Source organism: Bradyrhizobium sp. CB2312 (genome assembly GCF_029714425.1).
Classification (GTDB): domain Bacteria; phylum Pseudomonadota; class Alphaproteobacteria; order Rhizobiales; family Xanthobacteraceae; genus Bradyrhizobium.
Genome location: NZ_CP121668.1, coordinates 4,905,888 through 4,919,788 on the forward strand (window position 1 = coordinate 4,905,888; position 13,901 = coordinate 4,919,788).

15 protein-coding genes are annotated in these 13,901 nt (G+C 65.3%); 13 read left to right on the forward strand and 2 right to left on the reverse strand.

Going from position 1 to position 13,901, the window contains the following annotated elements; all coding sequences use genetic code 11:
* Positions 1-6: 6 nt before the first annotated feature.
* Complete coding sequence (erpA, locus tag QA642_RS24080; RefSeq protein WP_027559340.1) at positions 7-336, reverse strand: iron-sulfur cluster insertion protein ErpA; 330 nt, start codon at positions 334-336, stop codon at positions 7-9.
* Between the two features lie 122 nt (positions 337-458).
* Here erpA and QA642_RS24085 point away from each other — a divergent pair, with 122 nt between their 5' ends.
* The 12 genes from QA642_RS24085 (at position 459) to surE (ending at position 12,627) form a co-directional block, all read left to right on the forward strand.
* Positions 459-1,667, forward strand: a complete 1,209-nt coding sequence (locus tag QA642_RS24085; protein WP_283079062.1) for a deoxyguanosinetriphosphate triphosphohydrolase — start codon at positions 459-461, stop codon at positions 1,665-1,667.
* 9 nt (positions 1,668-1,676) lie between these two features.
* Entirely contained in the window at positions 1,677-3,467 is a 1,791-nt protein-coding gene (gene argS / locus QA642_RS24090; RefSeq protein ID WP_283079063.1) for an arginine--tRNA ligase, read from the forward strand.
* Positions 3,468-3,606: 139 nt separating this feature from the next.
* Positions 3,607-5,196, forward strand: a complete 1,590-nt coding sequence (locus QA642_RS24095) for an SPOR domain-containing protein (protein ID WP_283079064.1) — start codon at positions 3,607-3,609, stop codon at positions 5,194-5,196.
* Between the two features lie 46 nt (positions 5,197-5,242).
* Positions 5,243-6,271: a beta-N-acetylhexosaminidase gene (gene nagZ, locus QA642_RS24100; RefSeq protein WP_283079065.1), complete on the forward strand. Its 1,029-nt coding sequence runs from the start codon at positions 5,243-5,245 to the stop codon at positions 6,269-6,271.
* Positions 6,268-7,107, forward strand: coding sequence for a ScpA family protein (locus QA642_RS24105; protein WP_025036467.1), 840 nt, complete (start codon positions 6,268-6,270; stop codon positions 7,105-7,107). Before nagZ ends, QA642_RS24105 begins: the two co-directional genes overlap by 4 nt.
* A gap of 21 nt (positions 7,108-7,128) precedes the next feature.
* On the forward strand, positions 7,129-7,881 hold the full coding sequence (gene scpB / locus QA642_RS24110) for an SMC-Scp complex subunit ScpB (protein ID WP_027559335.1): 753 nt from the start codon (positions 7,129-7,131) through the stop codon (positions 7,879-7,881).
* Positions 7,882-8,048: 167 nt separating this feature from the next.
* The gene (locus QA642_RS24115; RefSeq protein WP_027559334.1) at positions 8,049-8,285 is read left to right on the forward strand and encodes a twin-arginine translocase TatA/TatE family subunit; all 237 of its coding nucleotides are present in this window, start codon (positions 8,049-8,051) and stop codon (positions 8,283-8,285) included.
* Between the two features lie 88 nt (positions 8,286-8,373).
* Positions 8,374-8,895: a Sec-independent protein translocase protein TatB gene (tatB, locus tag QA642_RS24120; protein ID WP_283079066.1), complete on the forward strand. Its 522-nt coding sequence runs from the start codon at positions 8,374-8,376 to the stop codon at positions 8,893-8,895.
* Complete coding sequence (gene tatC / locus QA642_RS24125; RefSeq protein WP_235546241.1) at positions 8,892-9,704, forward strand: twin-arginine translocase subunit TatC; 813 nt, start codon at positions 8,892-8,894, stop codon at positions 9,702-9,704. Before tatB ends, tatC begins: the two co-directional genes overlap by 4 nt.
* A gap of 198 nt (positions 9,705-9,902) precedes the next feature.
* A complete protein-coding gene (serS, locus tag QA642_RS24130; RefSeq protein WP_283079067.1) occupies positions 9,903-11,234 on the forward strand; it encodes a serine--tRNA ligase in 1,332 nt (443 codons plus the stop codon).
* A 158-nt stretch (positions 11,235-11,392) separates the two neighbouring features.
* Positions 11,393-11,755, forward strand: a complete 363-nt coding sequence (locus QA642_RS24135; RefSeq protein ID WP_283079068.1) for a hypothetical protein — start codon at positions 11,393-11,395, stop codon at positions 11,753-11,755.
* Between the two features lie 104 nt (positions 11,756-11,859).
* Entirely contained in the window at positions 11,860-12,627 is a 768-nt protein-coding gene (surE, locus tag QA642_RS24140) for a 5'/3'-nucleotidase SurE (protein WP_283079069.1), read from the forward strand.
* 3 nt (positions 12,628-12,630) lie between these two features.
* Here surE and QA642_RS24145 read toward each other — a convergent pair whose 3' ends face one another.
* The gene (locus tag QA642_RS24145; protein WP_283079070.1) at positions 12,631-13,002 is read right to left on the reverse strand and encodes a response regulator; all 372 of its coding nucleotides are present in this window, start codon (positions 13,000-13,002) and stop codon (positions 12,631-12,633) included.
* 240 nt (positions 13,003-13,242) lie between these two features.
* On the opposite strand from QA642_RS24145, the gene QA642_RS24150 reads away from it, so the two are divergent.
* Positions 13,243-13,893, forward strand: a complete 651-nt coding sequence (locus tag QA642_RS24150) for a protein-L-isoaspartate(D-aspartate) O-methyltransferase (protein WP_283079071.1) — start codon at positions 13,243-13,245, stop codon at positions 13,891-13,893.
* Positions 13,894-13,901 lie beyond the last annotated feature (8 nt).

The following is a 13,901-nucleotide window of genomic DNA, read 5'->3' on the forward strand; positions in this document are numbered from 1 at the left end:
AGCCCGTCAGATCGAGAAGCTGGTCCCGCAGCCGCAGGATGCCGTCGCGTTCGGATTGTTGACGCGGAACGAGGCGCCGATCAGGTCATCGACGAAATCGACCTGCGAGCCCGCCAGGAACGGCTGCGAGGCGGAATCGACCAGCACCACCGCATTGTCCTGCTCGATCACGAGATCGTCGTCGGTGCGGTCGCGGTCGATGTCGAACTTGTACTGGAAGCCGGAGCAGCCGCCACCCTCGACGGAGATGCGCAGCATCGCACCTGTGCCTTCGCCCTTGAGGATCTCCCCAATCCGGCGTGCGGCGCGGTCGCTGATGGTCACGGCAGTGGTCATTGCTGGTCTCCGATAGTCCCGCGTCATACCAGGTTCATTTGCCCAATTCAGTTGGTATCCCGCGCCCGACATAGTTAAGTGCCACCATACGCAGAATCAAATGGATAGGGACTAAATTCGCCGTGTCCGTCGGAATGGCAGCCCCCCGCGCGCCCTATGCCTGCGACCCTGATCGCAGCCGCGGCCGGTTGGTCGCGGAGCCACCGAGCCGGACCCGCAGCCCGTTCCGGCGGGATTGCGACCGGGTGATCCATTCCACCGCGTTCCGCCGCCTGAAGTACAAGACCCAGGTGTTCGTGTTCCACGAGGGCGACCATTACCGCACCCGCCTGACCCATTCGCTGGAGGTGGCGCAAATCGCCCGGGCGCTGGCGCGACAGCTCGGGCTGGACGAAGACCTCACGGAAACCCTGGCCCTCGCCCATGATCTCGGCCATCCGCCGTTCGGCCATGCCGGCGAGCGGGCCCTGGATGCCTGCCTGAAGGCGTTCGGCGGCTTCGACCACAATGCCCAGACGCTTCGCGTCGTCGCCGCGCTGGAGCACCGCTATCCCGAATTCGACGGCCTGAACCTGACCTGGGAGGCGCTGGAGGGCATCGTCAAGCACAACGGCCCACTGACCGACCGCAGCGGCGCGCCGGTCGGGCGCTATCGCGAGCACGGCGTCCCCGTCGGCATCGCCGACTACATCAAGACCTACGATCTCGAATTGTGGAGCTTCGCCTCGTTGGAGGCGCAGGTTGCCGCGATCGCCGATGACATCGCCTATGACGCCCACGACATCGACGATGGCCTGCGCGCCGGCCTGTTCCATCTCGACGACCTCAAGGTGATGCCGCTCACCGCGGAGATCATCACTGAGACCTCGGCCCATTATCCCGATCTCGAAGACGTCAGGCGCGGCGCTGAGCTGGTACGCGAGCTGATCTCGCACCTGATCGGCGCGGTGTTTGCGGAGGCGCAGAAGAACCTCAATACCGTCAAGCCGCAATCGGCCCAGGACGTGCGCCAGCAGAGCAGGGCGCTGATCGCGTTCCCGGCCGCGGTCGCCGAGGAGGAAGCCGCCATCAAGCGCTTTCTCTATCAGCACATGTACCGCCACAAGCGGGTGATGCGGGTGATGGGGGAGGCGGAGCAGATCCTGTTTGACCTGTTCGCCAAATACCTGACATCGCCGGCCGAGCTGCCGCCGGAATGGCTCACGGGGGCGGAGGCGGACAATGAGGGCGACCGGGCCCGGCGGATCGGCAATTTCATTGCCGGAATGACCGACCGTTTCGCCCTGACCGAGCACCAGCGGCTTTTTGACTCGACCCCGGATTTGCGTTAGGCGGCGGCCATGCCCCAGACATCCTCATCCCTGCATTTGTTCGCCGACGTGCTCGCACGCGTGCACACCGCCTGCCGCGCGCTCGCGGCGGACGCCAACTGGCCCGAGGGCATTGATTTCTCGCGCGTCGTGGTCGAGCCGCCCCGCGATGCCTCCCATGGCGACATGGCGACCAACGCCGCCATGGTGCTTGCGAAAGAGGCAAAGGCAAAGCCGCGCGATCTCGCCGAGCAGATCGCCGAGCGGCTCCGCGCCGATGAACTGATCGCCAAGGTCGACGTCGCCGGCCCCGGCTTCATCAATCTGACGCTCAAGCCGGTGGCCTGGGCCGAGGCGCTGCGCACCGTTCTGCGGGAGGGGAGCGACTACGGCCGCGTCCGCGGCGGCTCCAAGGTCAATGTCGAGTACGTCTCGGCCAATCCGACCGGGCCGATGCATGTCGGCCATTGCCGCGGCGCCGTGTTCGGCGATGCGCTGGCGAGCCTGCTCCAGTTCGGCGGCCATGACGTCACGCGCGAGTACTACATCAACGATGCCGGCGCGCAGGTCGACGTGCTCGCGCGCTCTGCGTTTCTCCGGTATCGCGAAGCGCTCGGTGAGGACATCGGCGCGATCCCGGAAGGGCTGTATCCCGGCGACTATCTGAAGCCGGTCGGGCAGGCGCTGGCGAAGGAGCACGGCGACAAGCTGCTCGCGATGAGCGAGGCAGGGTGGCTGCCGACGGTGCGCGCCAAGGCGATCGCGATGATGATGGACGAGATCAAGGACGATCTCGCCGCGCTCAACATCCGCCACGATGTGTTCTTCTCCGAGCGCTCGCTGATCGAGACCGGCAACAACAAGGTTGCCGAGACCATCGATTTCCTGAAGGCCAAGGGCGACATCTACGAGGGCCGCCTGCCGCCGCCGAAGGGCGCGCCGGTCGAGGATTGGGAAGACCGCGAGCAGTTGCTGTTCAAGGCGACCGCCTACGGCGACGACGTCGATCGTCCGCTGATCAAGTCGGACAATTCCTACACCTACTTCGCTTCCGACATCGCCTACCACAAGAACAAGTTCGACCGCGGCTTTGCCGAGATGATCGACGTCTGGGGCGCCGACCACGGCGGCTACATCAAACGCATGCAGGCGGCGGTGAAGGCGACGACGTCAGGCAAGGGCGAGCTCGACGTCAAGATCGTCCAGCTCGTGAAGTTGCTGCGCAACGGCGAGCCCGTGAAAATGTCCAAGCGGAGTGGGGACTTCGTCACTCTGCGTGAGGTGGTGGATGAAGTCGGCCAGGACGCCGTCCGCTTCATGATGCTCTATCGCAAGAACGACGCGGTGCTCGACTTCGACCTCGCCAAGGTCATGGAACAGTCGCGCGACAACCCGGTGTTCTACGTCCAGTACGGCCACGCCCGCGGCCATTCGATCTTCCGCAACGCGCGGGCCGAGGTGTTCCCGGAACTGCCGGAGGACACTGAAAAGCGCATCGCCTGGCTCAGTGAGTCGGCGGTCGAACGGCTGTCCGACCCCGTCGAGCTCGATCTTCTCAAGCGCCTCGCAATTTATCCGCGCATGCTGGAAGCCGCCGCCGCGGCCCATGAGCCGCACCGAATTGCCTTTTATCTCTATGATTTAGCCAGCGAATTTCACGCACTTTGGACGAAGGGGCGCGATTTGCCCTATTTACGCTTCATTATCAATAATGATGCAGATCTTACAAAGGCGCGACTGGCAATGGTCCAGGGCGTCGTCTCTGTCCTGGCATCGGGCCTTGCCATCCTCGGCGTCCATGCTCCGGACGAGATGCGGTAGTTTGGGGCGAACTACTTAAGGGGAATTCGGGGGTAACCGGCAGAAGCCGGACCGCTAGACTTGGTTGACAGCCTTGTGGGTCGAAAGCCGTGCCTAGGTCGAGGGGCGCGCGGTTTTCCCGAAGGGACGCATCATCACGATGGCCGAACGATATCACGACAGACCGTTTCCTTCCGATGACTATGGTCGCGGCGGCGACCATCATGGGAAGACGGAAAGCGATCCCTTGGCCGAGCTCGCCCGCCTGATCGGTCAGACCGATCCGTTCGCTGCGCAGTCGCCGCCCAGTGTCCGCGCGCCGGCAGCGCCGGCGTCCACCAAGAGCTATCAGGACGACAATTATTCGCAGGACGGCTATCAGCAGGACTATGCCGAGCAGGCTCCGCCGCTTCCGTCCGGGCCGCCATCATGGATTCGGCGCGCCAACGTGCAGCCGCAGCAGGCTCCCGAGCCCGATTATCCCGTCTCTGTGAGCCCGGTTCATCCGCTGCATCGCTATTCAGCCCAGCCGGCCGCGCCTGCGCCTGATTACCATCCGCCGCAGGCCTATCCCGATCACGGCTACCAGGATCACGCTCATCAGGCTCAAGCCTACCAGGATCAGGCCTACCAGCAGCCGGGTCAGGCCCACCACGAGCAAGCCTATCAGGAGCCGTATCAGCAGCCCGATCCGTCGCGTTACGACGATGCGCTCTACGGACGGCTGGAGGCGGGCGAGCAGGACTATCAGCGCGATCCCGCCTATCCTGATGATCCCTACGCATTCCAGAGCGACTATCCCGAAGCCGACCTCGACGAGGATGCACCGAAGAAGCAGCGCGGCGGCATGATGACGGTCGCGGCGATCCTCGCGCTCGCTGTCGTCGGCACGGGCGCGGCCTTCGCCTACAAGACCTATGTCGGTTCGCCCCGCAGCGGCGAGCCGCCGGTCATCCGGGCCGATAACACGCCGACCAAGATCGTGCCTGCGCCGGCGGACTCCTCGGCCAAGGTGCCGGATCGGATGGCGAGCGGCGACGGCTCCGAGAAGATCGTGCCGCGCGAAGAGGCGCCGGTCGACGTCAACGCCAAGGCCAGCGGTCCCCGCGTGGTGTTCCCGCCGCTGAACCAGAACGCCAACCCGCCGTCGGTAGCGAGCGTCTCGCCCTCCGCGGTGCCGCCGAGCGCCGGTCCAGTGCCGAGCAACGGTACGATGCCGAACAATTCGCCGCGCGCGATCAGGACCGTGGCCGTGCGGGGCGATCAGACCGATAGCGCGGCGCCGCAAGCCGCGGCCGCCAAGTCTGCGGCAACGGCGCCGAAGCCCGTCGCAGCGCCCGCGGCACCTGCCGTGCCGCGCAATCCGCCGACCTCGGCCAATGCCAGCGCCAATCAGCCGATGTCACTGGCCCCGCAGGCAGCGCCTGCCGAGCCGCCGCAGAGGATGGCTGCGACCACCCCGACACAAATCGCGCCCGCCAGCAGCAGCGGTGGCGGCTACGTCGTGCAGGTCTCCTCGCAGCAGACTGAGGAGAGCGCTCACGCCTCCTACCGGGTGCTTCAGAGCAAGTATGGCAGCGTGCTGGGCTCCCGCGCCCCGGTGGTCAAGCGGGTCGACCTCACCGACAAGGGCAAGGGCATCGTCTACCGCGCCTTCGCTGGTCCCTATGGATCGGCCGAGGAAGCGACGCAGGCCTGCAACAGCCTGAAGTCCGCAGGCCTGTCCGCCTGCTTCGTCCAGAGGAATTAACGGCCGTTTCCTTGACCCCCTCGCGGGGCAGGGTTAATCGGCCCTTATGAGCACGCGGGCCTTCATTACCGGCGTTTCCGGAACGGAACTGACCGCCGCCGAGCGGGAGTTTATCCGCAGCGAACGCCCATGGGGTTTCATCCTCTTCAAGCGCAATGTCGCGACACCCGCGCAAGTCACTGCGCTGGTTGCGGAATTACGGGCCGTTGCAAGCACCGCTGATGCTCCCGTCCTGATCGACCAGGAGGGCGGACGGGTGCAGCGGCTGGGGCCGCCGCACTGGCCGGTCTATCCGCCAGGCGCCGTATTCTCCACCCTGTACGACACTGATTCGGCGCTCGGGCTCACCGCTGCACGGCTCAGCGCCCGCCTGATCGCGGCCGATCTGGCCGATCTCGGCATCACCGTCGACTGCCTGCCGCTAGCCGACGTGCCGGTGTCCGGGGCCGATGCCGTGATCGGAAACCGGGCCTACGGCACCTCGCCCGACAAGGTCGCGGCGATCGCGCGCGCGGTCACCGACGGCCTGGAGCAGGGCGGCGTGCTGCCTGTGCTCAAGCACATCCCCGGCCATGGGCGGGCCACCGCCGACACCCATTTCAAGCTGCCGACCGTCGACACGTCCCGGGACGAACTCGAACGGACCGACTTCGCGGCGTTCGGGCCGCTCGCGGACCTGCCGATGGCCATGACTGCACATGTTGTGTTTAGCGCCATCGACCCTGCCCATCCGGCGACGACTTCTGCGACAATGATTGCTCAGGTGATTCGCGGCGCAATCGGGTTCCAGGGTTTGTTAATGAGTGATGACGTGTCGATGAACGCGCTGGCGGGCACGATCGCCGAGCGGACCCGCGCCATCTTCGCGGCTGGATGCGACATGGCCCTGCATTGCAACGGCAACATCGAGGAGATGCGCGAGGTTGCCGCTCAGACGCCCGAATTGTCGGGCAGGGCGCTGGAGCGGGCGAAAGCCGCGCTTGCGGCGCGCAAGCCGCCGCAGCCGTTCGATCGTGCGGCCGCGCGCACTGAGCTGGACGCATTGATCGCACGGGCAAACACGGCATCCGCATGACCGCAGAAATCCTATCGTTTGAAACCGGGCGGCCCGCAGAGCTCGCCGAGGGTGAGCCGGCGCTCGTGGTGGACGTCGAGGGCTATGAGGGCCCGCTCGACCTGCTGCTCGCGCTGGCGCGGCAGCAGAAGGTCGATCTCGCCAAGATCTCGATCCTGGCGCTGGCGGATCAGTACCTCCATTTCATTGAAGCGGCGCGAAAGATCCGGCTGGAGCTTGCCGCCGACTACCTCGTGATGGCGGCCTGGCTCGCCTTCCTGAAGTCGCGCCTGCTGCTGCCGGAGCCGCCGAGTGCGGAAGGCCCGAGCGCGGAGCAGATGGCGACTGCGCTCGCCAACCGTCTGCGCCGTCTGGAAGCCATTCGTGAAGCCGCCAACCGGCTGATGAACAGGCCGCAATTGCAGCGCGACATCTTCCCGCGCGGCGAGCCCGAGCAGATCGCCGAGATCAAGCATCCGAAATACACCGCAACGCTCTACGACCTGCTCACCGCCTATGCCGCACAGCGCCAGTCGCGCGTGCTGGCGAGCGTGCATCTGGCCAAGCGCACCGTGTGGTCGCTCGCGGAAGCGCGCGCCACGCTGGAGCGGCTGGTCGGCAGCATCACCGAACAGGACGATTGGGGCGTTCTCGACGACTTCCTGATCCGGCACGTCGCCGATCCGACGCAGCGCGCCACCGTGTTCGCCTCGAGCTTCGCCGCAGCGCTCGAGCTGGTGCGCGAAGGTCAGCTTGAGCTGAACCAGAAAGAGGCGTTTGCGCCCATCTATTTCCGGAAGGGGCGTCCTAAACCGGTTCCGGACGCAGCTCCTGCGCCCGACGCGCCGGTCGCTTAAGTGCAAGAAGGAGAATTTGCCATGGCAAGCCTGGCTGAAGTGCGGGTAGAAGAGGCCGAGCCGATGGAGAACGAATCCCAGGCACGTCCCGAAGAATTGCGGCTGCTGGAAGCGCTGCTGTTCGCCTCGAGTGAACCGCTGGACACCGCGACGCTGGCCAAGCGCATGCCGGAGGGCGTCGACGTCAAGGCCGCGCTTGAGCAGCTCCAGGCCGACTACGCCCTGCGCGGCGTGAACCTCGTCCGCGTCGCCAACAAATGGACCTTCCGTACCGCCGGCGATCTCGCCTGGCTGATGACGCGCGAGAGCCACGAAACCCGCCGCCTGTCCCGCGCCGCGATCGAGGTGCTGGCGATCATCGCCTATCACCAGCCGGTGACGCGCGCCGAGATCGAAGAGATCCGCGGCGTCGTCACCTCAAAGGGGACGCTCGACGTGCTCCTGGAGACCGGCTGGATCAAGCCGCGCGGCCGTCGCAAGACGCCCGGCCGCCCGCTGACCTTCGGAACCACCGAGGACTTCCTGTCGCAGTTCACCCTGGAACAGCTCGGCGATCTGCCGGGCCTCGAGGAGCTGAAGGGCACCGGCCTGCTGGATTCGCGTCTGCCGACCGGATTCAGCGTGCCGACGCCGTCGGACGACCCGGCACTGCGTGAGGACGAGGATCCACTGGAACCGGGCGAGGACCTTGATCTCGCATTGGCGCCCGCGGTCGAGCCCGAAGCGCCGGAAGGCGGCAATGAGGGTGGTGGCGAAGGCGGCGCTGAAGAGTGACGTCCCGGCCCGTCACGGGCTACCTGCGACCAGTTAACACTAGCAAGATTACGTAGCGCCAACAGAGAATTGGCGCTGCCTTGGTCCTTGTTTTTGACACCCGCCAAGCCTAGGTTTCGGTAAAGATCGGCCGGGTCCCCGGCCATGCGCGTTTGGAGGGTTGCAGGATGGGTTCACTCAGCATTTGGCACTGGATCTTGGTGATCGCAGTGGTCCTGCTGCTGTTCGGCCGCGGCAAGATTTCGGATCTGATGGGCGACGTGGCGCAGGGCATCAAGGCGTTCAAGAAGGGCATGCAGGACGACGACAAGCCCGCCGACAAGCCCGCCGAGCCGGCCAAGTCCATCGAGCACAATGCCGCGCCGACCGCGGCGCGCTCCGACGTCGGCAGCAAGGCCGTCTGAGCCAGAGAGCACGCGAGACGCGGGTAGCGGCCCGATCCTGCGCGCAAGGGATTGGGCCTGCTGCGGCCTCGCGTGAACGGAAGACCTCATGTTCGACATCGGGTGGAGTGAACTGGTCCTGATCGGGGTCGTGGCCCTGATCGCCATCGGCCCGAAAGAGCTGCCGGGCGTGCTGCGCATGGTCGGGCAGTGGATGGGCAAGGCGCGCAAGATGGCCGCCGAATTCCAGGGCCAGTTCCAGGAAGCGATGCGCGAGGCCGAGATGGCCGACCTCAAGAAGAGCTTTGACGAGGTCAAGGAAGCCGCCACCGGGTTCAATCCGCTGACCTCGCTCCAGAAGGATGTCAGCGACGCGCTCCGCGTCGATGCACTCGACAAGCCTGCCGAGACACCGACGACGACCGCTGTCGAGCCGCCGGCGACTTCAAGTGAAGCGCCGGCGACGCCAACCACACCGGAAGTCCCGACGCCGGAAACTTTCTTGGAAGCCGAGGCGCATGCGGCCGTGAACGAACCGCTCGCCATCACCCGTGAGGTCGAGCAGGCACAGACCCCGGTCACTCAGGACACCGCGCCATCCGAGGCGATCAAGGACGCCAAAGCGTCATGACCGACGCCGATATCGAGGCCAGCAAAGCCCCGCTGATGGACCATCTGATCGAGTTGCGCTCGCGGCTGATCAAGGCGCTGCTCGGCTTTGGCGTGGCCTTCATCTTCTGCTTCTTCTTCGCCAAGCAGATCTACAACGTGCTGGTCTGGCCGTTCGTGTGGGTCGCAGGGCCCGAGAATTCCAAGTTCATCTACACGGCGCTGCTGGAATATTTCATCACGCAGCTGAAGCTTGCGCTGTTCGGCGCGGGCTTCATCTCGTTCCCGATCGTGGCGACGCAGATCTACAAGTTCGTGGCGCCAGGGCTTTACAAGCACGAGAAGCAGGCCTTCCTGCCGTATCTGGTCGCGACCCCGTTCTTCTTCGTGCTGGGCGCGGCGCTCGTCTATTTCGTGGTGCTGCCGATGCTGGTCCGCTTCTCGCTCGGCATGCAGCAGGCCGGCAGCGACGAGACCGCGCAGATCCAGCTCTTGCCCAAGGTCGGCGAATATCTGTCGCTGATGATGTCGCTGATCTTCGCCTTCGGCATCGCCTTCCAGCTTCCGGTGATCCTGACGCTGCTCGGCCGCATCGGCATCATCACCTCGAAGATGCTGCGCGAGAAGCGCCGCTATTTCATCGTCATCGCCTTCGTCATTGCGGCCGTGCTGACCCCGCCCGACGTGCTCAGCCAGTGCTCGCTCGCGATTCCCCTGCTGGCGCTCTACGAGGGCTCGATCATCGCGGTGGCGATGGTGGAGAAGAAGGCGGCGGCCTCGTCGCAAGCCACCGGCACCGACGTGTCGACACCGGCCAATCCGGCCGAGTAGGACGGCTAGCTCCGCTGTCATTCCCCGCGAAGGCGGGGAATCCAGTACGCCGCGGCCTTTCGAGGAATCACTCTCGTCTCTGGAATACTGGATCATCCGCCTTCGCGGATGATGACAGCTGTGCTAGGGGAGGCGCGCCAATGTAAACTGTCAACATTCGAAGTTGTACGTTTACGCGCTGATTCAGGACCACGGCCCATGCACGACATCAAATCGATCCGCGACAATCCGCAAGCCTTCGACGCCGGCCTTGCCCGGCGTGGCCTGAAGCCGTTGTCGGCCTCGCTGCTCGCGATCGATGAGCGGCGGCGTGCCGCGATCCTGGCTTCGGAGCAAGCGCAGGCGCGGCGCAATGCGGCCTCCAAGGAAATCGGCGACGCCAAGAAAGCCAAGGACGAGGCGCGCGCGGCCACGCTGATGGCCGAGGTTGCCGAGCTCAAGACCACGATGCCGCAGCTCGAAGCCGCCGCGAAGGCGGCCGACGAGGAGCTGACGAAAGAGCTGTCCGCGATCCCGAACATTCCGTTCGACGAAGTGCCCGATGGCGTCGACGAGCATGGCAACGTGCAGCACCACGTGTTCGGCAACAAGCGCAGCTATGGCTTCACACCGAAGCTGCACGACGATCTCGGCACCGCGCTCGGCTACATGGATTTCGAGGCGGCGGCAAAGCTCTCCGGCGCGCGCTTCGTCGTGCTGAAGAAAGGGCTGGCGCGGCTCGAACGCGCGATCGGCCAGTTCATGCTCGACCTGCACACCAATGAGCACGGCTACACCGAGATCAATCCGCCGCTGCTGGTGCGCAACGAGGTGATGTTCGGTACCGGGCAATTGCCGAAATTCGAGGACGATCAGTTCTGGGCGATCAAGGGCGAGCTGCTCGCATCGCCCGATCACGAGCGGCTGAAGACCGAGCGCCTCGGCCTCATCCCGACCGCGGAGGTCTCGCTCACCAATCTCGTGCGCGAATCCATTCTCGACGAGAAGCAGCTGCCGATGCGCCTCACCGCGTTGACGCCGTGCTTCCGCGCCGAGGCGGGTGCGGCCGGGCGCGACACCCGCGGCATGATCCGACAGCACCAGTTCACCAAGGTCGAGCTGGTCTCGATCACGACGCCCGAGACCAGCAAGGACGAGCTGGAGCGGATGCTGTCCTGCGCCGAGCAGGTGTTGCAGAAGCTCGGCCTGCACTACCGCGTGATGACGCTGTGCGCAGGGGATATGGGCTTCTCGTCGCAAAAAACCTACGACATCGAGGTCTGGATGCCCGGGCAGGGCGAGGGCGGCATGTTCCGCGAGATTTCGAGCTGCTCGGTCTGCGGCGATTTCCAGGCGCGGCGCATGGATGCGCGCTCGCGCGGGCCGGACGGCAAGCCGCGCTTCGTGCATACGTTGAACGGCTCCGGCACTGCGGTCGGCCGCGCGCTGATCGCCGTGATGGAGACGTATCAGCAGGAGGACGGCTCGATCGCCGTGCCTGATGTGCTGCAGCCCTATATGGGCGGCTTGAAAGTGGTCGGGCGCGACTAAAGCTCGTTTTTCTAGCGAAGTGGATACCAGTTCGCGCAAAGAAAACGCGTCAAGCAAGAATTGCGCGTTGCTCGCCTGAAACCAGAGAAACGTTTGGTTGCGAAGATCGGGCGGCCGGTTATCCTGCCGGCCACTTGACAATGCGAACCCGACTGTTCATGGCCTTGCACCGCGATATTTTCTGGGTCGGCAGACAATGGGCGGTGACGGGTGCCGGCATCCAAGCCGTCGATCAGCGGCTGCGCGGTGTGCTCGACATCGAGATCGTGCGGCTCTGGGACGACGATCTCGTGCAGAGCCGGCGGGCCAAGCCCGGGGTCAATGCCGGTGACTTCGACAAGGCGCTGGCGGTGGCACGCGAACGTTTTCCGCAGTCGCCGAGCGCGGACCCGATCGTCGCGCACCTGGAGGCGCTCGGCGTGATCGAGGCTCCCGTCGTGAGCGCGGTCGTGCCGGCGATGAAGCTGCGGGCTGAGGGGCGGCTCGCGCGCTTCCTGCCGCAATGGCGCATCCGCCGGTAGTTGGCGCTCCGGGAACCCGGCCGTGCTTCAAGCGGTCCGGTTTGCCTGATCGGCCATAGCCGGATAAGACGGCTCGGACCAAGCTTCAGGAAACAACCTTTCGCATGCGCATTCTCTGCACCAATGACGACGGTATCCATGCCCCCGGCCTCAAGGTCGTGGAGGAGATCGCGCAGGCGCTGTCCGACGACGTCTGGGTTGTCGCGCCCGAACTCGACCAGTCCGGGGTGTCACATTCGCTGTCGCTCAACGATCCCTTGCGCCTGCGCGAAGTCGGGCCGCGGCACTTCGCCGTGCGCGGCACGCCGACCGACTGCGTCATCATGGGCGCGCGGCATATCCTCGGCACCAAGCTGCCGGACCTCGTGCTGTCCGGCGTTAACAAGGGCCGCAACGTCGCCGAGGACGTGGTCTATTCCGGCACCATCGCCGGCGCGCTCGAAGGCACCATCCTGGGGCTGCCGTCATTCGCGCTGTCGCAGGAGTTCAGCGTCGAGACCCGCGAACGGCCGCCGTGGGACACCGCTCGGAAGTTCGGCCCCGACATCCTGCGCAAAGTGATCGCTGCCGGCATCCCCAAGGATACCGTCATCAACGTCAATTTCCCGGCCTGCGCGCCGGAGGACGTGCTGGGCATCCGCGTCACCCGCCAGGGCAAGCGCAATCTCGGCTTCCTCAAGATCGACGAGCGCAGGGACGGCCGCGGCAATCCCTATTTCTGGATCGGCTTCGAGCGCGCGGCGATGATGGATACGCCGGCGGACGGCACGGATCTGGCGGCGCTACGCGAGCGCTACGTCTCGGTCACGCCGCTCCGGCTCGACCGCACCAATGAGGCGTTTTCCGAAGCGCTGAGCGCGACGCTGAAATAGCAGCTAGCCGCCGCGAAGCGCGGCTTCGATGGTCTTGCCGAGCGCGTCGAGCTGGAACGGCTTCTGCAGCGCCGGCCGGTCGCGGTACTGCTCGGGCAGGCCGGAGGAGCCGTAGCCGGTGGCGAAGATGAACGGGCAGCCTTTCGCCTTGATGAGGTCGGCGACCGGCGAGATGACCTTGCCGTTGACGTTCACGTCGAGAATGGCGATGTCGAACTCGGTCGCCTGGGCGAGCCGCATGGCTTCGGTGATATCGCCGGCCTCGGCGGCGACCTTGTAACCGAGCTCTTCGAGCATGTCCGCGACCATCATCCTGATCATCACCTCGTCCTCGACGAGGAATACAGAGCGGCCCGAAAGCCCTGTCGCAGCCATTGTCGTTGAGTCCTTGCCCATTTGCGGAAAACGTTCGCAGATAACGCGAATCGACGCAATGCGCGTTTCGGCGAACGGACGCCTGAAAATGGCCTTTGCGCTCAGGCCGCTGCAAGCCAATTTGTGGTCAAATACCTCGGCAAAAAAGCTATCATGGGTTCCTGAGCAGGAACAAGATTCTTGGCGCGGGTCTTAGCATGGGCGCGACGATCCGGATCTGACGAAACGACACAAGCAGCGATGACCTCCAATCAGCACCCACCGGAAAAGATGATGTTTCAGCTCACGCTGAGGCGTCGGGGCATCAGCGATCAGGCGGTGCTGCGGACCATGGAGGAGGTGCCGCGCGACGAATTCGTCGACGCGGCCAATCGCGACGGCGCCTATCGCGACAGTGCGCTGCCGATCGCCTGCGGGCAGACCATCAGCCAGCCCTTCGTCGTCGCCTACATGACCGAGCAGCTCCAGCTCCAGAAGCAGCACCGCGTCCTCGAGATCGGCGCCGGCTCGGGCTATCAGGCCGCGGTGCTGTCGCGGCTTGCAGGGCAGGTGCTGACGGTCGAGCGTTATCGCAAGCTCGCGGATACGGCGCGCGCCAGGCTCGAAAAGCTCGGCTGTCACAATGTCGAGGTGATGCTCGGCGACGGTCTCAACCTGCCACCCAATATCGGCCCGTTCGATCGCATCATCGTCACCGCCGCGGTGGAGCAGTTGCCGGAGAACCTGGTCGAGCGGCTCGAGGTCGGTGGCATCCTGATCGCCCCGGTCGGCCCGCATCAGGGCGTACAGACCTTGATCCGCCTGACCCGGACCGAAGCGGGGATCGAGCGCAAGGAACTCGTCGAGGTCCGCTTCGTGCCGGCGCTACCCGGCGTGGCGCGGGAGCTGTAGAATTCCGG

What these genes read in the sequence shown, in the direction of transcription:
- surE (WP_283079069.1), top strand. Translation starts at nt 11,860, where the DNA reads ATGCGCATTCTCTGCACCAATGACGACGGTATCCATGCCCCCGGCCTC.
- argS (WP_283079063.1), top strand. Translation starts at nt 1,677, where the DNA reads ATGCCCCAGACATCCTCATCCCTGCATTTGTTCGCCGACGTGCTCGCA.
- QA642_RS24150 (WP_283079071.1), top strand. Translation starts at nt 13,243, where the DNA reads ATGACCTCCAATCAGCACCCACCGGAAAAGATGATGTTTCAGCTCACG.
- tatC (WP_235546241.1), top strand. Translation starts at nt 8,892, where the DNA reads ATGACCGACGCCGATATCGAGGCCAGCAAAGCCCCGCTGATGGACCAT.
- scpB (WP_027559335.1), top strand. Translation starts at nt 7,129, where the DNA reads ATGGCAAGCCTGGCTGAAGTGCGGGTAGAAGAGGCCGAGCCGATGGAG.
- serS (WP_283079067.1), top strand. Translation starts at nt 9,903, where the DNA reads ATGCACGACATCAAATCGATCCGCGACAATCCGCAAGCCTTCGACGCC.
- QA642_RS24105 (WP_025036467.1), top strand. Translation starts at nt 6,268, where the DNA reads ATGACCGCAGAAATCCTATCGTTTGAAACCGGGCGGCCCGCAGAGCTC.
- nagZ (WP_283079065.1), top strand. Translation starts at nt 5,243, where the DNA reads ATGAGCACGCGGGCCTTCATTACCGGCGTTTCCGGAACGGAACTGACC.
- QA642_RS24145 (WP_283079070.1), bottom strand. Translation starts at nt 13,002, where the DNA reads ATGGCTGCGACAGGGCTTTCGGGCCGCTCTGTATTCCTCGTCGAGGAC.
- tatB (WP_283079066.1), top strand. Translation starts at nt 8,374, where the DNA reads ATGTTCGACATCGGGTGGAGTGAACTGGTCCTGATCGGGGTCGTGGCC.
- QA642_RS24135 (WP_283079068.1), top strand. Translation starts at nt 11,393, where the DNA reads ATGGCCTTGCACCGCGATATTTTCTGGGTCGGCAGACAATGGGCGGTG.
- erpA (WP_027559340.1), bottom strand. Translation starts at nt 336, where the DNA reads ATGACCACTGCCGTGACCATCAGCGACCGCGCCGCACGCCGGATTGGG.
- QA642_RS24115 (WP_027559334.1), top strand. Translation starts at nt 8,049, where the DNA reads ATGGGTTCACTCAGCATTTGGCACTGGATCTTGGTGATCGCAGTGGTC.
- QA642_RS24095 (WP_283079064.1), top strand. Translation starts at nt 3,607, where the DNA reads ATGGCCGAACGATATCACGACAGACCGTTTCCTTCCGATGACTATGGT.